General features: G+C 57.2%; 21 protein-coding genes and 2 pseudogenes. 13 read left to right on the forward strand and 10 right to left on the reverse strand.

The window, feature by feature from the left end; genetic code table 11:
- Window positions 1–71: 71 nt before the first annotated feature.
- The 3 genes and pseudogenes from FQK12_RS05540 to FQK12_RS27240 form a co-directional block, all read right to left on the reverse strand.
- Window positions 72–1,250 carry a hypothetical protein gene (locus FQK12_RS05540; protein WP_014229389.1) on the reverse strand — a complete coding sequence of 393 codons (1,179 nt, stop codon included), beginning with the start codon at window positions 1,248–1,250 and terminating at the stop codon, window positions 72–74.
- Window positions 1,251–1,252: 2 nt separating this feature from the next.
- Window positions 1,253–1,774 carry a PAAR domain-containing protein gene (locus tag FQK12_RS05545; RefSeq protein ID WP_014229390.1) on the reverse strand — a complete coding sequence of 174 codons (522 nt, stop codon included), beginning with the start codon at window positions 1,772–1,774 and terminating at the stop codon, window positions 1,253–1,255.
- Between the two features lie 58 nt (window positions 1,775–1,832).
- Window positions 1,833–2,242, reverse strand: a pseudogene (locus FQK12_RS27240) (resolvase); the annotation flags it as partial.
- On the opposite strand from FQK12_RS27240, the pseudogene FQK12_RS05555 reads away from it, so the two are divergent.
- A pseudogene (locus FQK12_RS05555) lies at window positions 2,241–2,915 on the forward strand (Tn3 family transposase); the annotation flags it as partial. The pseudogenes FQK12_RS27240 and FQK12_RS05555 sit on opposite strands and share 2 nt — an antisense overlap.
- Before the next feature lie 23 nt (window positions 2,916–2,938).
- Here the strand turns inward: FQK12_RS05555 and FQK12_RS05560 are convergent.
- Complete coding sequence (locus FQK12_RS05560; protein WP_014229393.1) at window positions 2,939–3,583, reverse strand: TenA family protein; 645 nt, start codon at window positions 3,581–3,583, stop codon at window positions 2,939–2,941.
- On the reverse strand, window positions 3,583–4,428 hold the full coding sequence (locus tag FQK12_RS05565) for a BtpA/SgcQ family protein (RefSeq protein ID WP_014229394.1): 846 nt from the start codon (window positions 4,426–4,428) through the stop codon (window positions 3,583–3,585). Before FQK12_RS05565 ends, FQK12_RS05560 begins: the two co-directional genes overlap by 1 nt.
- A 26-nt stretch (window positions 4,429–4,454) precedes the next feature.
- On the opposite strand from FQK12_RS05565, the gene FQK12_RS05570 reads away from it, so the two are divergent.
- The gene (locus tag FQK12_RS05570; RefSeq protein ID WP_014229395.1) at window positions 4,455–5,327 is read left to right on the forward strand and encodes a PfkB family carbohydrate kinase; all 873 of its coding nucleotides are present in this window, start codon (window positions 4,455–4,457) and stop codon (window positions 5,325–5,327) included.
- Window position 5,328: 1 nt separating this feature from the next.
- Here the strand turns inward: FQK12_RS05570 and FQK12_RS05575 are convergent, their stop codons facing one another.
- Window positions 5,329–6,282 (reverse strand): substrate-binding domain-containing protein, encoded by a 954-nt coding sequence (locus FQK12_RS05575; protein WP_014229396.1) that lies wholly within the window; start codon window positions 6,280–6,282, stop codon window positions 5,329–5,331.
- A gap of 344 nt (window positions 6,283–6,626) precedes the next feature.
- Here FQK12_RS05575 and FQK12_RS05580 point away from each other — a divergent pair, with 344 nt between their 5' ends.
- From FQK12_RS05580 to tolA, 7 genes are all read left to right on the forward strand, one after another.
- Window positions 6,627–7,649, forward strand: a complete 1,023-nt coding sequence (locus tag FQK12_RS05580) for a LacI family DNA-binding transcriptional regulator (RefSeq protein ID WP_014229397.1) — start codon at window positions 6,627–6,629, stop codon at window positions 7,647–7,649.
- A gap of 380 nt (window positions 7,650–8,029) precedes the next feature.
- Window positions 8,030–8,776, forward strand: a complete 747-nt coding sequence (locus FQK12_RS05585) for an ATP-binding cassette domain-containing protein (protein ID WP_162097199.1) — start codon at window positions 8,030–8,032, stop codon at window positions 8,774–8,776.
- Between the two features lie 18 nt (window positions 8,777–8,794).
- Complete coding sequence (locus tag FQK12_RS05590; protein ID WP_014229399.1) at window positions 8,795–9,796, forward strand: ABC transporter permease; 1,002 nt, start codon at window positions 8,795–8,797, stop codon at window positions 9,794–9,796.
- A gap of 3 nt (window positions 9,797–9,799) precedes the next feature.
- Window positions 9,800–10,879, forward strand: a complete 1,080-nt coding sequence (locus FQK12_RS05595) for a phosphotriesterase (protein WP_014229400.1) — start codon at window positions 9,800–9,802, stop codon at window positions 10,877–10,879.
- A gap of 13 nt (window positions 10,880–10,892) precedes the next feature.
- Complete coding sequence (locus FQK12_RS05600) at window positions 10,893–11,648, forward strand: glutamine amidotransferase (RefSeq protein WP_014229401.1); 756 nt, start codon at window positions 10,893–10,895, stop codon at window positions 11,646–11,648.
- The gene (locus tag FQK12_RS05605; protein WP_014229402.1) at window positions 11,648–12,760 is read left to right on the forward strand and encodes a M20 family metallopeptidase; all 1,113 of its coding nucleotides are present in this window, start codon (window positions 11,648–11,650) and stop codon (window positions 12,758–12,760) included. Before FQK12_RS05600 ends, FQK12_RS05605 begins: the two co-directional genes overlap by 1 nt.
- 144 nt (window positions 12,761–12,904) lie before the next feature.
- On the forward strand, window positions 12,905–13,333 hold the full coding sequence (tolA, locus tag FQK12_RS05610; protein ID WP_014229403.1) for a cell envelope integrity protein TolA: 429 nt from the start codon (window positions 12,905–12,907) through the stop codon (window positions 13,331–13,333).
- A 50-nt stretch (window positions 13,334–13,383) separates the two neighbouring features.
- Here the strand turns inward: tolA and FQK12_RS05615 are convergent, their stop codons facing one another.
- The 4 genes from FQK12_RS05615 to ttrS all read right to left on the reverse strand — a co-directional run bounded on the left by FQK12_RS05615 (window position 13,384) and on the right by ttrS (window position 18,954).
- Window positions 13,384–15,375 carry a TonB-dependent receptor domain-containing protein gene (locus FQK12_RS05615; protein WP_032694973.1) on the reverse strand — a complete coding sequence of 664 codons (1,992 nt, stop codon included), beginning with the start codon at window positions 15,373–15,375 and terminating at the stop codon, window positions 13,384–13,386.
- Window positions 15,376–15,390: 15 nt separating this feature from the next.
- Complete coding sequence (locus FQK12_RS05620) at window positions 15,391–16,449, reverse strand: YncE family protein (protein WP_014229405.1); 1,059 nt, start codon at window positions 16,447–16,449, stop codon at window positions 15,391–15,393.
- A 170-nt stretch (window positions 16,450–16,619) separates the two neighbouring features.
- Window positions 16,620–17,207 (reverse strand): tetrathionate respiration response regulator TtrR, encoded by a 588-nt coding sequence (ttrR, locus tag FQK12_RS05625; protein ID WP_014229406.1) that lies wholly within the window; start codon window positions 17,205–17,207, stop codon window positions 16,620–16,622.
- On the reverse strand, window positions 17,182–18,954 hold the full coding sequence (gene ttrS / locus FQK12_RS05630) for a tetrathionate respiration histidine kinase TtrS (protein ID WP_014229407.1): 1,773 nt from the start codon (window positions 18,952–18,954) through the stop codon (window positions 17,182–17,184). The genes ttrR and ttrS overlap by 26 nt, the downstream gene beginning before the upstream one ends.
- A 177-nt stretch (window positions 18,955–19,131) precedes the next feature.
- On the opposite strand from ttrS, the gene ttrB reads away from it, so the two are divergent.
- The 4 genes from ttrB to FQK12_RS05650 all read left to right on the forward strand — a co-directional run bounded on the left by ttrB (window position 19,132) and on the right by FQK12_RS05650 (window position 25,700).
- The gene (gene ttrB / locus FQK12_RS05635) at window positions 19,132–19,860 is read left to right on the forward strand and encodes a tetrathionate reductase subunit TtrB (RefSeq protein ID WP_014229408.1); all 729 of its coding nucleotides are present in this window, start codon (window positions 19,132–19,134) and stop codon (window positions 19,858–19,860) included.
- A complete protein-coding gene (gene ttrC / locus FQK12_RS05640) occupies window positions 19,861–20,883 on the forward strand; it encodes a tetrathionate reductase subunit TtrC (protein ID WP_014229409.1) in 1,023 nt (340 codons plus the stop codon).
- The gene (ttrA, locus tag FQK12_RS05645; protein ID WP_014229410.1) at window positions 20,876–23,941 is read left to right on the forward strand and encodes a tetrathionate reductase subunit TtrA; all 3,066 of its coding nucleotides are present in this window, start codon (window positions 20,876–20,878) and stop codon (window positions 23,939–23,941) included. The genes ttrC and ttrA overlap by 8 nt, the downstream gene beginning before the upstream one ends.
- A 436-nt stretch (window positions 23,942–24,377) precedes the next feature.
- Window positions 24,378–25,700 (forward strand): NAD(P)/FAD-dependent oxidoreductase, encoded by a 1,323-nt coding sequence (locus FQK12_RS05650; RefSeq protein WP_014229411.1) that lies wholly within the window; start codon window positions 24,378–24,380, stop codon window positions 25,698–25,700.
- Window positions 25,701–25,702: the final 2 nt, after the last annotated feature.

A 25,702-nucleotide genomic window follows, 5' to 3' on the forward strand; every position in this document is an offset into this window, starting at 1 on the left:
AGTAAACTCTGCCTGTAACGAACAGGCGGAAAGTAAAAGTAAAGATAAAACAAAAAATATCTTCCCCATGTTTATTTTAATGGTTTAAAAACCATCCCTCCAAAAAATCTCTTGATAAAAAATTGCAAATCTTTTTTAGGTTTTATCCAATTTCTTTGTTTTCCCCAAGAAAACAATTCCAAACTAATATATCCGTTGGGATCTTGTGTGACTGAACCATTCCAGACGACCCAGTGTGTAGGTAAAATTGTTTTATTTGTACTATTTACAAGAAGTCCATCGTTTATTAATGTAACGACTTTATAGCCTCGCTCAATATATTGATTTAAATCTCTGATTCCCTGGACACCCGCCTGAGTGATTCCTACATTACTAAAGACTATTTCATAACCGGCCTTTTCAAACCATTCCGTCAGTGTTTGCCACATTGTGATGCCAGCCACTGGCGAATCAAGAGCATCAAAGCTCAGCATGGTATTCTCTGAATCCCTGAGCCCAGCTAGTGTCATCCAGTCAGTACCGGCTATCTTTGGCCTGCCATCATCATAGTAAAATGCACCTGTAGGGTGACGACAGCCTTCACCAGGTGAGATGATTAAGTCACCTATTTTAGTTTTCCCGTACCGCCAAAGTTCACGGGCAGCTTGCGCATACACATCGGGGCGATCCTTTTGCAAACAGTAAAAAAATGCAGCAGGCCCACATACACTTGCTGCTATTTGATTAGGGAAATCAAATCCGTTAAATCTTTCATCTATTTGACGTTCTATTAAATTTTTATCAAAAGGGTCTCTGGGATTGCCAATGGGGTATTCCTTTGCAATAAATGGACGTTCCGGGATGGTGATTTTAATCTGCTTTGTTTCGCCCCCCTGACTCTCAGGTTTCATTGTCCCTTTTGACTCAAAATAACAGGGGTTCTCCCGCTTCACCGGAGACCAGGCTTTGCCCGACGCAAATTCTTCCAGCGTGTACATCTTAGTGAACGGAACAGGCGTTACGCAGTGCGTATGCAACATGGTTTTTCGGTAAAGATTCATTTCCATAATATAAATTGTCGAGAGTGACTCATTTATATTTCCGGTCATGTGACTCTGTGTTTCATAATTTCCCAGAAACGGCTGTTGCTTCACATCCACAAGGGGCGATTTATTCCTGCTGGAGTCCATGCGATAAATGCACAGGTCATATAACAAAGCATCAGCCGGGACATTAGAGTTAATACGGGTACTGAGATAGTAAACAGCCATAATTAATCCATTAATATATGCAGGTTAATATTTTCAGCAGATTCAGCATAATGCCATCCGGTAACCCCGTGTTCATCGGTAACACCAGCTTCAGAACGTCCGTCCGGGAACATCAGAGTGTAGCGGCAACCAGCCATTAGCTGGCCATCGTCACCGGCGCACTGAAAGCGAATACAGTTCCGGGCACCGGAATCCTGTGCCTGTTGCGCCGGGACAGAGGACTGACTGGTATTGCGGGAGGTCAGAGAGCCGGTGTCTGTGCTGGTATACTGCGTGGCTGAACCGTACACGTAGTGATCTGGGCAACGGCACAGCACTCTGTCACCTGTGGCCGCATACGCTTTGCCTTCTTCTGCCCAGTCCTGCGCGGAGGCCAGAATTTCAAAATACCCGTTACATTTACTGCATGATGCCTTGTCGCCGGTCCGGGCTATTGCTTTACTTCCTTCAAACCAGGACGCAGTCGCTGAAATGATTTCTCCGTAACTCGTTTTATCACCCAAACAGGCCAGTGCTCTTGCCATTATTAATCCCTCAATATATAAGCGGTTATACTCACCGGCATCATACAACAATCACAACTTAACCAAAATCTTCGGCTTCTGGTTGCCGGTACAGTGCCTGAATGCGGCATATCTGGGAGGGGCAGTACCCTGTCGCATCTGCCGTTTCACGGATGCTCAGTTTCTTGACCTGCCGGTAGTACAGGACTTTCTGATGCCGTCCTGATCGGCCTGTTTTCACCGGTATTTACCCAGTGTATGCGCCCGTTCAATACCCTGCTTTTGTCGCTGGCGGCGGCCCAGCCAGTCCTTATGCGACATCGCGGCCATCAGGTCGATAAGTATGTCATTGATGTCGGTTATCACGGCGCGGGTTATTGGGTCAGCCTGCGAAGGCTCCTTATCTGACAGAGCCTGCTATGAGGTGGGCACATCCAGGCTGACAATCCGCAGCACGTGTTGCTCGATCTGCTTTTTCAGCCTCATCCAGTACATTACCAGCCGTATGCCCCTGCTTCAGTCCAGACTTGAAGAGGTCAATGCCATGGCTGCCCTTGGTGAGCTGCCCGATATGGAAATATCTGACAAGGGAGGGGTAAAAGTCTCCCCGCTGGATAACTGCGTCCCGGTGCAGGTTTCACAGCTGCCAGAGCTGGTTTACAGCATGCTACCGCACCCTAAAATCACGGAAATTCTCGATGAGGTAAACAGCTGGACGACGTTTACCCGACATTTTTCGCATATAAAAAATGACATTACCCATCCCGATACCCGCCTGCTCCTCACCACCATCCTTGCGAATGGCGTCAATATTGGTCTGACCAAAAGCCCCGGAAGCACCAAATCATCACTGGAAGATATCCAGCCATGGTACATCCGCGACGAAACCTATTCAGCCGCCCTTGCAGAGCTGGTAAACGCGCATGGGTAAAGACCACTGGCGGCATTCCGGGGAGACGGGACAACGTCATCATCAGATGGACAGAATTTCAGAACAAGCAGCTCAGGCAGCTACGCAGGGCAGGTTAACCCGAAATATGGGCAGGAGCCTGGACGTCAGTTTTATACCCATATATCGGATCAATACAGCCCGTTTTACACCTGTATAATCAGTCGGGTCAGGGATTCAACCCATGTGCTAGATGGCTTGCTGTACCACGAAATGACTCCTTATTCACCTCGCGGCTACGCTTCGTACGCAGCGTGATGGAAATCAATTTCCCACTGCAGCACATCGCCGTAAAGCGCCGATAGCGCCTGCTTTTCGCTTTCACTCAGCGCCATGGCGCAGCGGTCGAGTTCGTTCTTCAGCCAGAGCGCCTGCTGATAAAATTCGTCCTCCGCGTGCATTTCCACCCAGCGGCGCACGTCCGCATCGCTCTGGTGATGTTCGCTCGCCCGTCGGCACCAGAAATAATACATCCACTCCGCACCGAACATCAGGGTAACAATCTGCTCATAGCTTCCCTGCCGGGCCGTTCGCAGCATGCCGTCGCGAAAGCGCCGCACGCCGGGCAGATCGTCCGGATAATCAGCGGGAGTTATCCGCCGTTCTGATAACACCTGTTCAAACCATGCAATCTGCGTGTCAACCAGGGCATTCAGGACGCCAATAAGCCAGCGCTGCTGATGAATACCCGGCGCCTTGCTAACCCCGAGAGCAAAAATCGCGATTGCCGTCGCGACAAAGTTGCCCTCAAACACCAGATAGCGGTTAAAGACGGCTGTCGGCAGACGATCCTGTTCGATATCAGTCACAAAACGGTGCTGCTGCATCGCCTGCCACGCCGGTTGATGTTCGCGCAGCAGGCGTTCGCTAAACGCTTCCATTATGCTTCCTCCAGCGCGGCCTGAGCGACCGACATAAAATGCTTCACCCGGGCCAGCTCAACATCGTTCCACCAGACGCCATCGACCTTCATCGTACTGGCCACAATGACCCCCTGGGTCCGCCCGAGGATCTGACTCACGTTGGCGGGCGTCACCCCGGAGCCCACCAGCAGCGGTAGCTCCGTCGCCGCGCGGATCTCGTCAATTTCCTCCATCGTTGCGCTATCGCCCGTGCGCTGGCCGGTCGCAATTACCGCGTCGGCCTCGAAGAAATCCACGTCGCGCGTGAGCTCCTGAATCGAACGATCGGCAACGATGGCGTGGCTACCGTGCTTGACGTGGCTATCGGCAAAGACGCGAATATGTTCAGCGCGCAGCATGCTGCGATAGCGCAGCGCCTTAGCGGCCGCCCCTTCAATAAATCCTTCGTTGGCGATATAGGCGTTGGCCCACTGGTTTACGCGGACGAAATCGGCCCCGCCCGCCAGGGCGATCGCCATCGCCGGGATCGCCGCGTTCGCCAGGACATTAATGCCCAGCGGCACACCAAAACGCTCGCGAACTTTCTCGGTAATCACCGCCATCAGCGCAGAGGTTTCATGACCGATATCCTCAGGTTTGGAAAAAGGAATATCACCATGATTTTCAATAATCAGGCCGTGAACGCCGCCAGAAATATAATTTTCGGCATCGCGAAGTGCACGCTCAACAATACCGGGGACTGATTTGCCTCGATATTTCGGCGTACCGGGAAAAGGATCGCAATGAATAACACCAATAACAACTTTATTACGTGAAAAAATAGCTTGTATTGCATTCGTTTTTTCTGCTGAGATAGCAACCATCTTATCCATCCTGTTAAGGGAACACTATGCGTGTTTACGTTACTGGTAATATTACCGTAGATGAAACCTGGTCCATTCCGGATATACCGAAAAAAGGCGTGTCCATTCACGGCATTAAAGTTTCGCAGGATATCGGCGGTAAAGGCGCGAATCAGGCGATTATATTATCCCGCTGCGGAATCGACACGCGATTAATTGCCGCCACGGGAAATGACAGCAACGGCGAGTGGATCCGTCAGCAGATAAAAAATGAACCACTGACGCTACTACCCGACGCCCATTTCAATCAACATAGCGACACCTCGATTATTTTAAATAGCGCTGATGGCGACAATGCCATCATTACCACGACGGCCGCAGCCGATACGTTCAGCCTTGATGATATTATTCCGCATATGGCGGAGGCCGCTGCGGGCGATATTCTGCTACAGCAGGGCAATTTCTCCCTGGATAAAACCCGGGCGCTGTTCCAGTACGCCAAAGCCCGCGGTATGACAACGGTATTCAACCCCTCGCCTGTCAATCCTGACTTTTGCCATCTGTGGCCGCTCATCGACATCGCGGTGGTCAATGAATCCGAGGCCGAGCAGCTTAAGCCTTACGGCGTGAAAACCTTAGTGGTAACCCAGGGCGCGGCAGGCGCCTGGCTGGTTCAGGCGGGTCAGCGCCAGTTTTGCCCCGCTGTCCCCGCCGAGGCGCTAGACACCACCGGCGCTGGCGACACGTTCCTCGCGGTGATGCTGGCGTCCGCGATTCTGCGCGGCGTCGCGCCGGATGCGCTGGCGCTGGCGCACGCCAGCCGCGCTGCCGCCATTACCGTTAGCCGTCGGGGGACGCTCAGCGCGTTTCCCGACGGCCACGAACTCACCGCTCTGTTAGCCGTGAACGGCGCGCGCTGACCTACTTGAACAGCGAACGATAGGTATCGACGTTCGCTTTGGTTACCACCGTGGCCGGAACCAGAATGGTTTTCGGCACGGTTTTACCTGCAGTGATAGCGTTCAGCGCATTCAGGGCTTCGGCCCCCATCTTTTCCGGGTCCTGCTGCAGAACGGCGGTGACGTAGCCGCCGTCAATACCGGAAATCGCCTTCGCCGTCAGATCCCAGCCAAAGACTTTAATATCTTTCTGGCGCCCCTGGTTTTCCACGGCGGCGATAGCACCCAGCAGAGCGGGTTCGCCAGTGGCATAGATCGCCGTCAGATCGGGGTTGCCGGTAATCAGGTTCTCCGCCGCGGTCATTGCTTTATCCTGTACGTTCTGGCCGTCGACGACGTTAGCGATGGTAATTTTCGGATTGCTTTTCAGCGTCTCTTCAAACCCTTTCTGCCGCTGGTTCTGAATGGCCGAGTTCAGCGCGCCGACAATACCCAGCCGCGCCTGGCCACCCATCTCTTTCTGCACGTAGTCCACGAAGTATTGACCAATAATTCTGCCACCTTCGATATTATCAACGCCGACCTGAGCCGCCTGCGGCCCGGCCGGTAATACGGCATCAATCGCAATCACTGGAATGTTAGCGGCGGCCGCTTCTTTTACCGCGGGCATAATTCCGTTAACGTCGATAGCGGCAACCAGAATGCCTTTAACGCCTTGCTGAATATAGTTTTCTATCGCGTCGTTTTGCGCCACGGGATTATCGTTAGAGTTAAAAATAACTAAATCCTTGCCGCTGGCTTTGGCTGCATCCTGCGCGCCTTTATTCATCAGATTAAAGAACAGGGCCTGCTGATTGATTTGTACCAGCGCATAAGTCGGACCGGCGGCGCCGGCGGCAGAAATAAAACTCATGGATGCCAGCATCGTGGTGGCAACAGCAAGTAAACGCAGTTTTCCGGTGTGAAATAACATCATCAGTATCCTCGTCGGGAATAGTTGATAGCCAGCAGAGTTCCGCGCCGCATGCGAACGCAGAAGGATTATTTTTTGGCGGGCAAATATCGTCTATATGGCCAGAACAATCATCGACCGTTCGGCGGATACCTGCTTAATTTCATTCCGGCAACCGGTCCGTGTCGGTGCGCGACTGGAATGAGTTAAACGGGTTTGGGAATGACTTCCCGGATGATGCGGTAAACTGCCTATACAATTCTCCGCAGATTAAATTTTGTCAAGCATTTATTTCCAGTTATTGTTAGCAGAGAAATTGCTGTATCCACCGCGCTTAACTATGTTACAGATAGCCGATTCTGGCAGAAATGGCGCAGGAAATGAGTATAAAACGCGTATTGTTATCCGATGTGGCAAAGCTGGCGGGGCTGTCGAAGGCAACCCTGTCGCGCTATATGAACAACAGTATTGTGCTACCGCAGGACACCATCGATCGCATCGAAACCGCCATTCGCGAACTGGACTATCGCGGCAATAGCCTGGCACGCCGTCTTAGCAAAGGCGGCAGCGAAACGCTCGGCCTGGTGCTCCCCGATATTACCAACCCCTTCTTTGCCGAACTGGCCGATGCCGCCGAAGAGGCCGCTTCTGTCAGCGGTTACAGCCTGGTGCTGTGTATCACCCGCAACAACCCGGAAAAAGAGTGCCAGTTTATCCGCTGGCTGGATACCTGCCAGGTCGACGGCCTGCTGTTCACCACCAACCGCCCCGATAACGGCCTGCTGCGCAAAGAAGTCCAGCGTCACGAACGCATTGTCCTGCTGGATGAAGATATTCCCGGCAGTAAGGTGCCGAAAGTGTTTGCCGATAACGTCCAGGGCGGGCGGATCGCCACCGAAAAACTGATCGCCGCCGGGCATCGCCATATCGCTTTCGTCGGCGGCCCGGACAAGCTGATGAGCGTACGCGAGCGCTATCAGGGCTTCTGCACCGCGATGGAGCAGGCCGGCCTGAGCTGGCCGCCCGAATGGGTGATGTACGGTGACTACCAGCGCGAGTTTGGCCAGCAAGCGCTGCGGACCCTGTTCAGCCAGCCGGTTCGCCCGACCGCCGTCTTCGCCGCCAGCGACTATCTGGTGCTCGGCCTGCTCGACGGTCTGCGCGCCAGCGGGCTCCAGGCGCCGGAGGCGCTATCGTTAGTCGGCTTCGATGACGCCAACTATGCCGATTTTACCCAGCCGCGGATTTCCACTATCCGCCAGCCCGCCCGGGAACTGGGCCGCACCGCGGTGAACATCATGATGCGTCTGCTGAACGACGATCGGGATATCCCGGCGGAAACCCGCCTGCCGGTAGAGTGGATTGGCCGCGACTCGATCAAGATCTGTTAAGCACGTCCCAAAATGGCGCAAAAGCGCCCACTTTTGGCGCAAAAAACGATCAATTAACATTTTATTCACTATAATCAGTAAACCGGTTTACCGGAGCGTAATGAATAAACTCTATTTATTACATAAGGTTAAATCACAGGGCTGCTGTGTTGTTCCTGCCCTGGCACGGATGCTGCAATGTTTTTACTGGCGAACAAATATCTTACATAGCGTTTGTCCTGACTGTGCTGGCGAGTGCTCTATTCCGCAGGTAAACCGGTTTACTAGCATGTAAACCGTGTCGGATAGCATCTCTCCCGCAGGATGGCGAACATTTTCCCGGCAACAGCGATGGGAGTTATCAGATGCAGCAGCCACAAACTACCCCGCCAAGGGTGGAGATGATCAATATCACCAAGACCTACGGGTCGATACGTTCATTGCGCGGAGTCAACCTTGAGCTGGCTCCGGGCGAGGTGCTGGGCTTAGTGGGCGATAACGGCGCGGGGAAATCGACCCTGACCAAAGTGCTCTCTGGCGCGGTGATCCCCTCCAGCGGCACGATTCGTATCGACGGTGAACAGCAGCAGTTTACTAATCCGGCCGATTCGCGCCGCTGCCATATCGAGATGGTGTATCAGGATCTGTCGCTCTGCGACACGGTCGACGTCGCGGGCAATCTGTTTATGGGCCGCGAGCCGATGAAATCACGCCTCGGTATCCCCTTCCTCGATGAGGCAAGAATGCACGCCGATGCCAGGGAGATGCTAAAAGGGCTTGGGATCTCCATTCCCGATACCCGGCTGCTGGTGCGAAATCTCTCCGGCGGCCAGCGCCAGGCCATTGCCATCGCCCGCGCGGCGGCCTTTGACCCGAAGGTGCTGATTATGGATGAACCCACCGCCGCGCTGGCCGTCGCGGAAGTCGAAGCGGTGCTGGAGCTTATTCGCCGCGTTTCCGCTCGCGGGGTGAGCGTGATTCTGATTACCCACCGCCTGCAGGACCTGTTCCTGGTCTGTGACCGGATCATGGTGATGTATGAAGGTACCAACGTCGCCGACAGACGGGTGGCCGACACCAGCCTGAGCGATATCGTTAACCTGATTGTGGGCGAAAAATTCACCGCCCGCTCTGCGGCTGCACATTGAGGTAACAGGATGAGTATCATGAACTTAAGCAGCTCCCGCATGATCCAGCATTCGCTGCCGCGCCGCCTGCTGCATAACCACTCCGGCGTGGTCAGCATCGCGCTCTTTTTCGTCTTCTGCTGCGTGGTGTTTTCGCTGATCACCAGCAACTTTCTCACCGGTACCAACTGGCTCAACATCATCCGTCAGAGCGCCCCGCTGCTGATTGTCGCGACGGCGATGACCCTGGTCATTACCACCGGCGGTATCGATCTGTCGGTGGGCTCCACCCTCGCGCTGGTCGGCGCGCTTTCCGCTATCGCCCTGAATAACTGGGGGCTGCCGTGGCCGGTGGTACTGCTCGGCGGCCTGCTGCTCGGCGGATTGGTGGGCGCCATTAACGGCTTCTTTATCGCCTATGAAGGCATTCCGGCGTTTATCGTCACGCTCGCCACCCTGGCCGTGGTTCGCGGCATCGCGCTGCTGGTCACCCAGGGCTACTCGATTCCGGTTCCGGCTGACAGCCTGTTTACTTTTATAGGACGCGCGTGGGTAGTCGGTATCCCCATGCCCGCGCTGATCGGCATTATGATTCTGGTTATCGGGCATATTGTTCTCAATCATATGCGTTTTGGCCGCTACGTGACCGCTATCGGCGCTAACGCCGAAGGCGCGCGACGCAGCGGCATTAATACCAAAGCGGTCACCATGAAGGTCTATATCATCAGCGGGATGGCCGCCGCGCTGGCGGGGATGATCATTACCGCGCGCCTCGGCAGCGGCTCCTCCAACCAGGGCGAAGGCTTTGAACTGCAGGTTATTGCTGCCGTTGTGCTTGGCAGTACCAGCCTGTTTGGCGGCTTCGGTACCATTATCGGTACGCTGCTGGGCGCGCTGTCGATTGCGGTCATTCAGAACGGGCTGATCCTGTCGCATATTTCGCCGTTTTACACCCAGATAGCCACCGGCACCATTATCCTGCTGGCGATCTGGCTGAACACCCGCATTCTCAACCCCACGCGCTCCGCGGCAAAAGGATAGCTGATGAAAGGATCAATTTTTCGCCACCCCACCCCGCTGCCGCTTGGCGTCAGCAGCGGTTACGTGATGACGGTGCTTGGCCCGCTGCCGATTAGCGAAATGGGGGTTACTCTGATGCATGAGCATATTCTGCTGGATGCCTCCGGCAAATGGGTACCGCCCTGCTGCTGTAGCGATCGCCATCTTGCCGAAATGCCGGTGAAAATGGAAAACCTCGGCGAACTGTCGCTGAATCCGCTGATGAGCCGCGATAACTGCCAGCTGTTTGACGTCGACGTCGCGATTGAAGAGCTGACGAAATATCGCGCCCTTGGCGGAGAAACGGTGGTCGACCCGACCAATATCGGTATCGGCCGCGATCCCAAAGCGCTGGCGCGTATCGCCCGTCTGACCGGTCTGAACATTATTATGGGCACCGGCCTCTATCTGGAACCTTCGCACCCCGAGTGGGTACGAACCAGCAGCGTCGAACAGCTGACCGAACGGCTGATTTACGATCTGGGCGGCGCGGAGGAGAAACCGGAGGTGCTCGCCGGGCTCATCGGCGAAATCGGTATCTCGAGCCGCTTTACGCCGGATGAGGAGAAATCGCTGCGCGCTGCGGGCCGGGCCAGCGCCGCGACCGGCGTGCCGATCGAGGTCCATCTGCCCGGCTGGGAGCGGCTGGGTCATCGGGTGCTGGATATTCTCGAACAGGAAGGCGCCGATTTACGCCATACCGTCCTGTGCCATATGAATCCCAGCTTTGCCGATAAGCGCTACCAGCGGGAGCTGGCGCAGCGCGGGGCGTTTCTCGAATACGACATGATCGGCATGAGCTATTACTACGCCGACGAGTCGGCGCAGTCGCCCTCCGACGAGGAGAACGCCCGCGCGATTCGCGAACTGATTGACGACGGCTATATCCAGCAAATACTGCTGTCGCAGGACGTCTTCCTGAAAACCATGCTCACCCGCTACGGCGGCCACGGTTACGGCTACATACTCAAGCATTTTGTTCCCCGCCTGCGGCGCCACGGCGTCAGCGGCGAACAGCTTGAAACCTTGATGATTGGAAATCCCCAACGGGTTTTTGGCGGATAAAAGGAAAGTCATAATGCAGAAAAAAATCTTACTGGTCGGTGAATCCTGGACCAGCACCTCAACGCACGTTAAAGGCTTCGACCAGTTTGCCACCGCCACCTGGCACACCGGCGCAACGGATTTTCTGGCCGCGTTCGCGGACAGTGCCTACGCCATTACCTATATGCCTGCCCACGCGGCGGCGACAGACTTTCCGCTGACGCTGGAAGCGCTGCAGCAGTGGGATGCGATTATTCTTTCGGATATTGGCGCCAATACGCTGCTGCTGCATCCGGACACCTGGCTGAAAAGCCGCCGAACCGCCAACCGTCTGACGCTGCTGCATGACTACGTGGCCGGCGGCGGCTCGCTGATGATGATTGGCGGCTATTACAGCTTCCAGGGGATTAACGGCGGCGCGCGCTATCGCCATACCGCGGTGGAGAAAGTTCTGCCGGTCCGCTGTCTGGCGTGGGACGATCGCATTGAAACCCCGGAGGGTTGCTATGCCGAAGTGACGGAATCCCACGCCCTGTTCAACGATATTCCGGGCGAATGGCCGTGGCTGCTGGGCTATAACGAAGTAGAAATGCATCCGGAAGGCAAACTGCTGGCGACCGTGGCCGGTACCGGTCATCCGCTGCTGGCTATTCGCGAATATCAGCAGGGTCGCTCGCTGGTGTGGACCAGCGATATGTCGGCACACTGGCTGCCGGAAGAGTTTGCTCAATGGCCCGGCTATCGCCAGCTGTGGATTAACTGCCTTGACTGGCTGACGGAACGTCGCTGATGGCCGCCCCCCTTGAGCTCGCCCGGCAGCTGCTGGGCTTTAACACCATCAACCCGCCGGGCAGCGAAGCAGACTGCATGCGGTTCTTCGCCGACTGGCTCAACGATCGCGGTTTTGCGGTTTCGCTGTCGTCGTTCGGCGAGGGACGCTGCAATCTTATCGCCAGGCTGCCCGGGGCGAAGACCGGTAAACCGCTGGCCTTTACCGGTCATCTGGATACCGTGCCGCTGGGAAATGCCCTGTGGCAGTACGATCCTTTCGGCTCGCAGATAGAAGACGGGCGTCTTTATGGCCGCGGGTCCAGCGATATGAAAGCGGCGATAGCGGCGTTTGCCGTCGCCTGCGTTCATCAGCGGGAAACGATCCTCGCCGGACGCGGCGCGGTATTGCTGATTACCGGCGGAGAAGAGACCGGCTGCGACGGCGCACGGGCGCTGATCGCCTCCGCGACGTTGCCGGACGTGGGCGCGCTGATCGTCGGTGAGCCCACCGCCAACTATCCGGCGATCGGCCATAAAGGCGCGCTCTGGCTACGCTGCGAAACGCGGGGAAAAACCGCCCACGGCGCGATGCCGGAGCTGGGGATAAATGCTATCTATCTTGCGGCGGATGCGCTGGGTAAGATTCAGCATTTTTCCCCTGGCGCGGCGCACCCGCTGATGAAGCAGCCCACCCTCAACGTCGGACGCATCGAAGGCGGACTCAATATTAATTCCGTGCCGGACCGCACGCTTTTTGATGTCGATATCCGCAGCGCGCCCAATTTACAGCACGCCACTATCCGGCAGCGCTTGACCACGCTGCTTGGCGAAAGCGTCACGGTATCCACGCTGGTCGACCTGCCCGCCGTACTGAGCCGGGAGGATCATGCGTGGATTAAGCAGGTTTATCAGCGCTGCCAGCCGCTGCACGCTAAGCCGATTGAACCGCGCGTGGTGCCCTACTTTACCGACGCCTCGCTGCTGCTGCCTGCGTTGGGCGATCCACCCTGTATTATTCTCGGTCCCGGCGAGCCGTCTATGGCCCATCAGACCGACGAGTACTGCCTGCTCAGCCGGCTGGAGGAGGCTGAGCAGCTATACGGAGACATTATCCGCGACTGGATGGCGTAGCCGCCCGCGGCGAAGGCAAAGAATGAGTGACAGTGTCACTTTAAAGCGCATACCAGGCGATCGGCGTTTGAATAATATCGCGGAATAACAGAGGATAACCGTCTCGCGTCAGAAACGCATCATCACCAGCAAGGAGGCATTACCATGTCCGAGAAAATCCGCCCGGTGCTCATTTGCACTCTCTCTTTACTTCTTTCCGCCTGCTCGGGTAGTGCTTCTGCGCCTGATAGCGCCGAAGACGCGAAAGTATCGGCAGAAGTGGATAAGATGTTTCGCGATTATCAAACGGGTTCAGATCAATCACCGCAGGCCAACGTCTCACGCTATCTGACGCAGGTCCAGAGGGCTATCTTCGCGAAAATAGACCAGCCGGCGTCCTGGCAGGGGCAAAAATGCTCGGTGCGCTTAACGCTACAGCGTGACGGGACGGTGCATAATCCAGCGGTCGAGAGCGGCGATCCGGCGTTATGCGCGGCGGTAATGTCCGCGCTGAAAGAAGCCAAAATTCCGCCCGCGCCAGATGAAAAAACCTATCAGACATTCAGTCATGTGGTTCTGGACTTCAGGCCCTGAGAGCTTTTTTTGCATGTTATCGCAGGGGCTATTCGGCCCCTGCACGATTTTCAGAACTCCACGCGGCCGCCGAAATTATAGCGTCGCCCTTCCAGCATCGCCTTCTGCCGGTAAGCGGTAGTGTAAACCGGGTTCACATCAAACAGATTGTAGATACCGCTCATCAGCGTGACGTGCTTACTCAGGCGATAACGCACGCCTAGATCTACCAGCGCATAGGCATCCGTTGAGCTGGACTTGCCGATATCCGGCGATCTGCTGCGCCAGCTCGCCTTGGTCCACAGTTCAAGATCGGAAGCGGTGTTCCACGTCAGCGAAACGTTGGCCATACTGCTGGGGAAATCGCTTAGCGCATAACCCTTATACTCACCGCTTTTTTGTTCACTGTGGGTATAGGTATAGTTGGCGTTCGCTTTCAGCGCTGCGGTCACCTGCCAGTCGCCGTTCAGCTCCAGTCCGTAGATCTCCGCATCCCCGACGTTAATGTATTGCGACACGCTATCCGCGGTATAGCCGTTGTATTGGCATTGCCGGGTAGCCGAGGCGGTACAGATGGTATGGTCGCTGATTTTGTCTTTAAATTTGGTATGAAAAAGCGTGGCGTCGAGCGCCAGCGCATCCTGCTGCCAGTACACGCCCAGCTCGGTGTTGATGCTCTGCTCCGGTTTGAGATCGTCGTTGCCGATACCAATCTCAGAATAGGGATAAGCGCCGTAGACGCTGGTAAAGCCGGCGTTGTTCTGGCGCAGGTCCGGTTTTTTATAGCCGGCGGATACGCCACCTTTCAGCGCCCAGCTTTCGTCAATGGTCCAGTTGCCGTAGAGCTTAGGCGTAACGTGATAGCCAAAATAGCTGTCATGATCCAGGCGCGCAGAAGTGGTCAACGTGAAGTCCGGTACAATCATCCACGCGTCTTCAGCAAAAACCGCCCAGCCGTGACGGGTGATTTTACTCACCGGGGTGACCCCGGGCGCCTGCTTGTCCGCAATACCAAAGGTGTCATTCAGCTCATTGCGCGTGAAGTTTACGCCTAGCGTCAGCTTGTGATCGGCCAGCGTAAAGGTGTTTGCGCTATTGGCCTCAAAATTATTCTGCTTGATAAACTGCGAGTCCATGCCGGGCACGCGGTACTCCGTACGGGCCTTTTCGTAGCTGATAAAGTTCTTCACCTCCACCAGGTCATCACCGTACCAGGCATGCTGTGACAGCGAGACCGCATCGCGGTCAAAGCCCCAGTACCACGCTTTATCGTTATGGGTTTTCTCCTGATTGCCTTTGGAGGCGTTCAGATCCCAGAGCTGGGTATCGGTTGGCGAAAGAGAAATTGTGGCGTCCAGATTCCCCGCCTGATGCTTAACAAAACGTTCCTGGGTCGGGCTGTCATCATCGCGACGGTCAAGATAGTCAGCCCCCACGCTGACGCCGAGTTTGCCCGGTACGACGGGCCCCATAAAGAAGGCGTTTGTCTGGTTAGTATTGCCGTATTCGCTTTTCTCCTGCAGGAAGTAATTATCCTCCAGCACCCCCGTCCATTTTTCGAGGTTATACGCCTTTTTGGTGATGACGTTGACCACACCGCCGATAGAGTCAGAGCCGTACAGCGATGACATAGGCCCGCGAATCACCTCCACCCGCTCAATGGCGGCCAGCGGCGGCATAAAAGCGGCTTCAGACCCAATGTGATGCCCATAAGGTCGCGATTCGCGGGTAGACTGCTTGATACCGTTCACCATAAACGAGGTATAGGTCGAATCCATACCGCGCATCTGTACATCGCCGGTCGCCAGGCTGCCGTGGCCGTTGCCCACCAGCACGCCCGGCATCTCGCGCAACGCTTCCGTGACGTTCTGATTGGAACGGGTATTCAGCGCCTTCTCATCGAGCACCGAGATCGTCGCCGGCGCCTCGCGCCTCTCCTGGCTGAATCCCGTGGCGGTCACTACCATCTGTTCTTCATTTATCCCTGCGCCATCAGCGGCGTAGGCTGCCGCGGGCAGATTGACGAAGGCGAGCGCCATCGCCACGTCTATGCGTGTCTTCATCGCCACAAAAAGTCCTTAGAATTGAGTGAGATCGATCTTGAGAACGTAGTCAGGCCGATCGCTTTTTTCGTCCTGTTTGACGCTGGCGTACAGCGTTCCGCCATCCGCAGAAAGGACCAGGCTGTTGGGCATCGCCGCCGTTTTGAGGGTGTGCTTGAGACGATGGGTTCGCGCATCGATGACGCTAATCGAGCGATCGTTGCGATGGGTCACGTAGATTTCTTCACGCTTGGCGTTATAGAGCACAGCGACCGAGTTTGGCGAAGCGATACGATCGACCAGCTTGCCGGAGTCCAGCCGCACCACCAGCACATCGCGGGTGTTGGTATCGGCGATATATCCGACTCCGGCGGCGCTGTTCAGGGCGATATTGAGGAAATAGTGCTCAGCGTCAGCCGGATCGACCTTCACGCGGGAAATTAACGTCGACGTTTTGCCGTCCAGGGTAGCCAACTCCCCGTTGCCGGTGACCGCATAGACTTTTTCGCCCGATGCATCAACGGCAAACCCTACGGGGTCGATGTTCTTCAGCGTGTCAATCAGCTGCTGCTTGCGGGTATCGACCACCCAGAGCAGGCCCTGGCCTTTGCGCCCGATCCCTGACACATACAAACGCTGGTTTAGTTTATCCAGCACCACTTCGCGGACGTGGGCCTGTTTCGCAGGATCTGAATCATCGCTGAGCTGAATAGTGTTAATCACCTTATTGGTCAGCGTATCCAGAAGCGTTAGCGAGCCATCCAGCGCGTTACCCAAATACAGGATGTGATTTTCTTCATCCAGGGAGAGCGCGAAGGCGCGGCGTTCGGTAACGATTTTCTCATCAATCCGCAGAGAATCCGCCGCCAGTCGAAAGACCAGTCCCGCGGTTTTATCTTTATCAAACGAGGGCGCGGAGGCGGCGTAGAGCGTCTTCTGGCCGTTATCATAGGCCAGCTCGTAAACGCCGTGGCCGAGAGCCTGAGCGTGGAATTCCCGCTCGGTGAAATCCTTAGCCGAGGCGGAGGGAGCATGCAGGGAAAACGAAATGACCAGCGCGAGGCGCGCGGCCTGCTTCAGGGATGCGGTAGACATGTAATTTTTCTTTACAGTAGCTTACGGAATGCAAACACTAATGAAAATAAATATCATTTGCAATTGCATTCATCTCCATCTTCCCTACCAATTTTTGTGTTCTGATATTAACCGCCGTTTTTTGTTCCCGCCGGGAGCTCTCCACGCTTCATTCATCGGAATCATTAAAATCACGCGATAATCGGCTGTAAGATGCTGACTAACTCCGCCAGACTCCCCGCCTGCATCTTTTCCATCACCCTCGCCCGATGGACCTCCACCGTGCGTACGGCAATGTTCATTATCTCCGCAATCTCCCGATTCATCAGCCCTTTCACCACCAGCAGCGCAAGCTCCCGCTCTTTGGGCGTTAGCTGCTGATAGCAGTCCACGTTCTTTTGCCGCGCAAACCGCTCGCCTGAGGCCGCCAGGCCGTGTTCCAGCGCCGTTTGTAGCGGCTTCACCGACACCGGCTTTTGCAGAAAATCCACCGCGCCGCGTTTCATCTGTTCTACCGCCATCGGTACGTCGCCATGTCCGGTCAGAAAAACCACCGCCAGGGTGCTGCCGCGCTGACGCAGCGCCTCATGTACTGCCTGACCGTCCAGCGCCGGCATCCGCATATCCAGCAGGACAACGCCGGTCCGGAAGAGATCGGCCTGCGCGAGGAAGACGCCCCCCTCTGCCCAGCACATCACCTCGTAGCCCAGGCTTTCCAGTAAAAAAGCACATGCCTGGGTCACCGCCAGGTCGTCATCCAGTAGATGAATTATCGCCATTGCCGCTCCGCGCTCCTTGTTGCATGAATGTCAGTACCACGGTGACACCGGGTCGTCCATCGGGCGCCGTTTGATTTGCCAGGCTTATTTCCCCCTGGACATAGCGGACCAGCCGCTGACAGATAACCAGCCCAAGCCCCATCCCCTCTTGTCGACTGGTCACAAACGGCTGGAATGCCTGAGCAAGCTGCGCCCCGGCGATACCACCGCCGTTATCCTGCAGGACGATCTTCACGCCTCCGGCATCGCGAACGGCGTCAATCCACAGCATCTTCGCCCCGGCCTGCGCCGCATTGAGGATCAGATTCGCCAGCACCTGTTCAAGCAGAACCGGCGGTAAGACGAGCGTTAACGGGCGATCGACATCGCTGTTGAGCAATAGCCCGGGAAACTGCTGCGGCATTCGCAGCCACTGCCAGACATGGTCAATAGCCTGACGAACGCTGATATGTTCCCAGGTCTCCGCTCGTCCTGGCTCCCCGTGCGCCTGGCTGACCCAATGGCGCAGATTGCGCAGCGTTTCCGCCCCGCGCTGAGCCTGTTGATCGATGTGGCCCAGCGCGGGCAGTAAGGGATGCTGCGGATCCTGTTTCTGCAAACGGATCGTACAACCCTGCGCATAGTGGCGGATGGCCGACAGCGGCTGATTTAACTCGTGGGCAAAGCCTGAGGTCATCTCACCCAATACGCTCATCTGTCTTGCCGTTTGCAGCGCCAGCTCCTGCTCGCGCAGCCGGATAGCGTTGCGTTCAAGCTGCCTGCCGCGCCGCCGCACCAGCAGCATCACCCAGATATAATTCAGCGTCAGCAACAGCAGCGCCAGCCCGATGCCGCCCATGATTAACCGGTGCTGGATAAGCCAGCTTTTCATCTCCAGCCACAGCCGTCGCTGCTGAGGGTGCTGTTGAACTTCGCTCAGCAACGCTTCCACCTGACGGGTCGAAGCGGGCGCGCCCCAGTGAAAGACGGCGTTATCCGGGGCATTGAGCAAGACGCGGGTCACGCGATCCGCCAGCGCGTCGCTCACCGCCGGCAGCGCGGCAAACGACCAGTCGGGATACAGCGGGGTACTGGTTAGACAAGGTATCGCCGCCGGCCGCTCGATGACCGCGGTAAAATCGGCTTTATTTACCAGTCCCTCATCAGCCATTTTTTCCAGCAGGCACACCGGAACAATCGCCGCCTGCACTGCCCGTTCACGCAGCAGATAGATCAACGCATCCGCGGGGAATCCGCTAAAACGCAGATGCAGATCGCGTTCCGGCCGCAGCCCGGCATCGCTCAGCGCCTTGTATCCCAATAAATAGCCGCCGAAGGCCTGAGGATCGATGGCCCCTACCGTTTTGCCGATCAGGTCGGCCGGCGACGAAATACCGCTGTCGCGACGAGTCAAAATGACGCTGCCGATAACGTTGCTTGTCCCGAGTGAAGAGCGCAAAGAGGCCAGCCAGCGCAGCGAAGAATGACTATTCAGCTGGACAAACTGCGCCGGATTGGTCACCACAAACTGCACCGAGCCGTTATTGACCGCCTCCTGCATCTGCTGCAGATCGAGGGGCTGAATGTGAAACTGCTGATCCGTTAGCTGCTGATTGAGCATCACCTCCAGCGGCTGCCAGTGGCTGCGGGTTAAGACCTCGCCGCGCATGGCCAGAACGCCGATATTCCACGACGCCGCCCACCCGCTGCTGTTCAGCAGGAGCGCCGTCACCAGCAGCGCCAGACGCTGCACCTTTTTCGCTCTCACCCGATTATCCCTGTTCATTATGTTGTTTTAGATCAACAACCCGCCGGGTATGTGGTTAACCACAATAGAGCTGACCCCGCCGCGATTTTTACACTGTAAATCATCAACATTGTTTATTCATCACATGCAAAACAATGGCGTGACAAATGTTTCGTTATTGCTGCGCGAGGGAAAAATATGGACAGCAGTAAACGACAGTTTCTGGCGCAGCTGGGCGTTCTCACCGCCGGCGCGTCTCTGGTGCCGCTGGCGGAGGCGAAATTTCCCTTTTCGCCGGCCCGCCGCGAAGGCGCCTCCCGCCACCGCTATGCCATGCTGGTTGACCTGCGACGCTGCATCGGCTGCCAGGCCTGCACCGTCAGTTGCGCAATCGAAAATCAGACGCCGCAGGGGGCGTTTCGTACTCACGTCAATCAGTATCAGGTGCAGTTGGGCGATCGGGTCACCAACGTCCTGCTACCGCGGCTGTGCAACCATTGTGATAACCCGCCCTGCGTGCCGGTCTGCCCGGTGCAGGCCACCTTTCAGCGCCAGGATGGCATTGTGGTGGTGGATAACACCCGCTGCGTCGGCTGCGCCTACTGCGTCCAGGCCTGCCCCTATGACGCGCGTTTTATCAACCATGAGACACAGACCGCCGATAAGTGCACCTTCTGCGTTCATCGCCTGGAAGCCGGGCTGCTCCCCGCCTGCGTCGAGTCCTGCGTCGGCGGCGCGCGGATCGTCGGCGATATCCAGGACCGTCAAAGCCGTATCTCGCAGACGCTCGCCCTGCACCATGACGCCATCAAGGTGCTGAAGCCGGAAAACGGTACCGTCCCCCACGTTTTCTATCTCGGACTGGACGAGGCGTTTGTTACCCCGCTGACGGGACATGCCCAACCCGCGCTCTGGCAGGAGGTTTGAATGAGCCAAACCATGATCATTGAGGAGGTGCTGGCCCGTCCGCAGGAGGTGAGCTGGCTACCGTGGGCGGTGCAGTATTTCTTTTTCATCGGCATTGCCGCCTGCGCGGCGCTGTTTGGCTGCCTGCTTCACTGGCGCAAAAGACACGATGCGAAGCTGGAACGGCTGACGCTGCTGATTGCTCTGACCTGCGCAATTACCGCGCCGCTGGCGCTGACGGCGGACCTGCATCAAGCCGCCCGCTTCTGGCACTTTTACGCCTATCCCACGCCCTGGTCGTGGATGCCCTGGGGGGCGCTGTTTCTGCCGCTATTTACCCTCTTTCTGGGCCTGTGGTTTGCGGTACGGCAGTCAGGTCTGCTGCGTAACAAAAGTGACAGCGTCACAAAATGGCTGGCGCTGGCCAGCGCGCTTACCGCGACGGGGCTGCTGCTTTACACCGGACGCGAAGTCTCCGTGGTTCAGGCCCGCCCGGTCTGGTTCAGCTACGCCTTTGTGCTGGCGATGTTCTTTAGCGCGCTGCAAACCTTTTTCGCCCTGCTGATTGTCGCGGTACGCAATGATTTTCAATGCCAAAGGCAGTTGGCGATATGGCAGCTCTCAGCGCTTATGCTGCTGGCCGTCGTCGTGGCGATCTGGGTCAGCGGTGATACCCTTTCCGGCTCGGCTATTCGTCAGTGGCTGGTCATTTCGCCTTCAGCCCGTCATTACGCGATCGGCTGGCTGGCATGCTGGCTTATTTCATTGATCTTTTGCGCGCTTGCCCTGCGTTATCCGCTGACGCTGCCCGTTCGCGCCCTGCTGGCCGTCAGCGCCATGGCGCTGAGCTGGCTGATGCGCTGGACGCTGCTGATTCAGGGGCAAACCATCCCCAAATTTAATGCCCAGTTTAATCCCTATACCCTGCCGGTCGGTACCGACGGCTGGCTCGCTATCCTTGGCACCTTCGGCCTGTGGATTGCGCTGCTCATTATTGTCCGTGAAACCGTAAACGGACTCGCAAGGAGAAGGCAACATGGCTAATTTAACCCGTCGTCAGTGGCTCAAAGTCGGCCTCGCCGCAGGCGGTCTGGCGTCTTTCGCCCTGAGCTATCGCGAGGTGGCAAAGCGCGCCATTGATGGCCTGCTCAGCGGTACATCCGGTAAAGTGACCCGCGATCGTATTTTCGCTAATGCGCTGATCCCGGAAGCCAATGCAAATACCGGCTGGCAACAAAATCCTCGGCAGGTTATCTCGATGACCCAATGTTTTGGCTGCTGGACGCAGTGCGGCGTTCGGGTGCGGGTGGATAGCGAGAAAGACCGGGTACTGCGCATTGCCGGCAACCCTTATCACCCGCTTTCTCATGAGCACCACCTCGACTCTTCCATTCCTTTTTCAACCGCCATGGCGCAGCTGGCGGGTGAAAGCGGACTTGATGCCCGCTCTACCGCCTGCGCGCGCGGCGCCACGCTGCTCGAGGGACTCTATAGCCCGCTGCGGCTCCTTGAGCCGATGAAGCGCGCGGGTAAACGCGGCGAAGGGAAATGGCAGCGCATCAGCTTTGAACAACTGGTGAAAGAGGTGGTTGAAGGCGGCGATCTGTTTGGCGAGGGGCACGTTGATGGCCTGCGCGCCATTTATGCGCCGACAACGCCCATCGATCCAAAGCATCCGGGATTCGGCCCAAAAACCAACCAGCTACTGGTCACCAACACCAGCGACGACGGGCGTGATACCTTTTTACGCCGTTTTGCGCTGAACAGCTTCGGCAGTAAAAACTTCGGCGCACATGGTTCCTACTGCGGGCTGGCCTATCGCGCGGGCTCCGGCGCCTTAATGGGCGATCTGGATAAAAATCCGCACGTGAAGCCCGACTGGGATAACGTCGAGTTCGCCCTGTTTATGGGAACGTCGCCCGCCCAGTCAGGCAACCCCTTTAAACGCCAGGCCAGGCAGCTCGCCAGCGCCCGCCTGCGCAATGACTTTCAGTATGTGGTGGTCGCGCCGGCGCTGCCGCTCACCACGGTGATGGCAGACGATCGCGGGCACTGGCTGCCGGTGATCCCCGGGAGCGATTCGGCGCTGGCAATGGCGATGATTCGCTGGATTATCGAAAACCGGCGCTACAACGCCGATTACCTGGCGCTACCGGGCGCGCAGGCAATGCGGCAGGCCGCCGAAAAGAGCTGGACCAATGCGACCCACCTGGTCATCACCGATGACCAGCCGGAGCTGGCCGGACAGCATTTAACCCTTGCTCACCTGAATGCGGAGGGCGCCAGCGAACCGGTGGTGGTTAACGAAAGCGGTGACGTTGTCGCCGCCAGCGGCTGCCCGCGCGGCGCGCTCTTTGTAACACGCCAGCTAACCCTGCCGGACGGGCTCAGCGTAACGGTCAAAAGCGGCTTCCAGCTGCTGAAAGAGTCCGCTGAAAAGCTCACCCTGGCACAGTACAGCCAGCAGTGCGGCGTCGCGGAAGATAAGATCGCGGCGCTGGCGGATGCCTTTACCCGTCATGGCCGTAAAGCCGCGGTCATTACTCACGGCGGCATGATGGCCGGCAACGGATTTTACAGCGCCTGGGCGGTCATGCTGCTTAATGCGCTAATCGGTAATCTCAGCCTGGAAGGCGGCGTGTTTGTCGGCGGCGGCAAATTCAACGGCGCGACAGACGGCCCGCGTTACAACCTGGAGAGCTTTGCCGGTAAAGTGAAGCCGAAAGGGCTCAGCATCGCGCGCAGCAAAACCGCGTATGAATCCTCCGAAGAGTATCGCAGCAAGGCGGCGGCGGGCGTCTCCCCCTACCCGGCCAGAGCCCCGTGGTATCCGTTCGTCGCCGGACAGCTGACCGAGCTGCTGACCTCGGCGCTCGAAGGCTATCCCTATCCGCTGAAAGCGTGGATTTCCAATATGACCAACCCGCTGTACGGCGTGCCCGGGCTACGCGCGGTTGCGGAAGAGAAACTAAAGGATCCGCAGCGGCTGCCGCTGTTTATCGCCATTGACGCCTTTATGAATGAAACCACCGCCCTGGCCGACTATATCGTTCCGGATACGCATAATTTCGAAAGCTGGGGATTCAGCGCGCCGTGGGCCGGCGTCGCCAGTAAGGCCACCACCGCCCGCTGGCCGATCGTCCCTGCCGCCACCGCAAAAACCGCTGACGGTGAGCCAGCGTCAATGGAAGCATTTTGCATTGCGGTGGCGAAGCGTCTTAATCTGCCAGGATTTGGCGAAAACGCTATTACCGATGCTCAGGGTAACCACTATCCACTCCACCGGGCTGAGGACTATTACCTGCGCATGGCCGCGAACATTGCGTTTATGGGTAACGCGCCGGTTGCCGAAGCCATTAGCGAGGATCTGACGCTGACCGGGGTGCAGCGTATTCTGCCGGTTATCAACCAGACCCTGAAAGCGGACGAAGTGAGCCGGGTAGCCTTTGTCTACTCCCGCGGCGGGCGCTTCGCGCCGGACACAAGCGGTCGAGCGGAGAATCGCGTCGGTCAATTGTGGGAAAAACCGCTGCAGATCTGGAACGCGGAGGTTGCCGCCCACCGCCACGCCATCACCGGCGAGCGCTACAGCGGCTGCCCGGCATGGTATCCGGCCAGATTGTCCGACGGACGCGCTATCGAAGCGCTTTTCCCGCGACAGCAGTGGCCGCTGAAGCTGATCTCGTTTAAATCCAATACCATGGCCAGCGCCTCGACGGTGATCCCGCGCCTGCATCATCTTAAGCCGACCAATCTGGTGGCGCTGAATCCGCTGGACGGCCAGCGCTACGGCCTGGCGCACGGCGACCGCGTACGAATTTCCACGCCCGGCGGCGAGGTTGAAGCCGTCATTAGCCTGTTAAGTGGCGTAATGCCCGGCGTCATCGCGATTGAACACGGCTACGGGCATCGCGAAATGGGCGCGGCGCGGCACACCCTCGACGGTGAGCCCATGCCGTTCGCGGCGCAGATTAAAGCCGGCATTAACCTTAACGATTTGGGATTTGCCGACCCAACCCGCGAGGTCAGCAATACCTGGCTGGACTGGGTCTCCGGCGCGGCGGTGCGTCAGGGGCTGCCGGCAAGGATTGAGCGGGTGTAGACCGCTTCGATACGTGCAGGGTTGTGCTCCTTAGCGTACCGGTATTGAGGCGGCCATGATTAGTTATAAACCACCATCATCATGCCGGTTCCGTTGAAGGCGCCGGTTGAGGTTGGCGTCCCAGATTGCCACGCATGCCGTTGCTGAGCGGGATACAGGTATTGCCTGTCAATAGGTACCCTACTCGCTGCCGTAGTGAACCGTCAGGGTGATATCGCAGGCCAGAGAAAATCGCATACCCCTACAGCAAGAAGTGTTATTTTGCCTGTTCCTTGTTATTCTGCTGAATTGTTGTCCAGGTGATTATCATTCAGCGTGGTGATTTTTCAGACGCTGCCCTGGCGCTTGCCGACTCACACTCCAGACCAAAAACGCGGAGAGCGGCAACCCCATTCACACCTGCCCTGCAGGTGTTTTTTCCACAGGGAGATTAAGCGTGAGATTTGCATCAGTACCTTTCAATCAGAACCAGGTGGGCTGGCCGCTCAATGAGATTGATCGACAAATACAGCCGCAGCTATGCGGCGACATTAAAGCCGACTGGGTGATTATCGGCTCCGGCTATGCCGGCGTAAGCTTTGCCCGCAGGCTGGCCAGCCTCAATCCGCAGCTGAACATCGTGCTCATCGATGCCGAATGCGCCGCGACCAGCTCCTCGGCGCGAAATTCCGGCTTTATCATCGGCCTGCCGCACAATATCGGCAGCTCTACCGCCGAGCTGAAAAAAGCGCAGGATTACCGCGCCCTGCTCCAGGAGGGGATCCGCCTGCTCGATGAAACGGTGACCGAGCACCAGATTGCCTGCGAATGGGAAAACGTCGGGAAATACCACTGCCAGATAGATCCGTCCAGCGAAGCCATTATGCAGGAGTATGTGGATAACCTGCAGCTGATGCAGGAGCCTTACAGCCTGCTGGACGGCGAAGCGCTGTACCAGAAACTGGGAACCCGCCTCTACAGCAAAGGAATTTACACCCCCGGCTGTATTCTGGTGAACCCGGCGAAACTGATTGCGGGCCTCGCGCGTCATCTGCCGGAAAACGTCACGGTTTACCATCAAACCCCGGCGCTGGCTATGCGTCAGGAAAACGGCGGCGTCAGGGTGACGACGCTGCAGGGCACGATCCGCGCCGACCAGGCGATGCTGGCGACCAACGCGCTCTCCCGCGAACTCTCGCCCACCGTGAGCCGCCAGGCGTCAATGGCGACCTACGCCAGCATTACCGCCCCGCTCACGCCTGAACAGCGCCAGCGTCTGCCGGCAATGGAAAGCTGGGGATTAACGCCGGTCAACGCGATCGCCGGCGCCACGCTACGCTATACCCACGATCATCGTTTTCTGGTCCGCCAGCATGTCGATCCGGCATTGCGGGGAGTGATTACCGCCGGACAGACCGCCAGCGCCGCGCGCCAGCATCTGGCGCTGTTCCATACGGCCTATCCGCAGCTGCAGGATGTGCCGCTGGAGCGAACCTGGTCCGGGACCATCAGCGTCACCCGCAACGGCGCGCCGGTCTGGGGGCGTCTTGCGCCGCAGATCTGGACCGCCGGGGGCTGTAACGGCGCCGGCGTATCCAAACAGACTATCGCCGGGACGCTGCTTGCCGATCTGGCGATGGGCCAGGACAACCCGCTGATCGCCGCGATGCAGTCGCTCGGCCAGGCGAACGTTATGCCGCCTTCGCCATTCCTCGATATCGGGGTGGCGGGCGCATTATGGAAAGAGCGTTATGTGGGGCGCAAAGAGATGCCCGCGTAATC

Source organism: Klebsiella sp. ME-303 (genome assembly GCF_007910085.1).
Classification (GTDB): Bacteria; Pseudomonadota; Gammaproteobacteria; order Enterobacterales; family Enterobacteriaceae; genus Klebsiella; species Klebsiella michiganensis.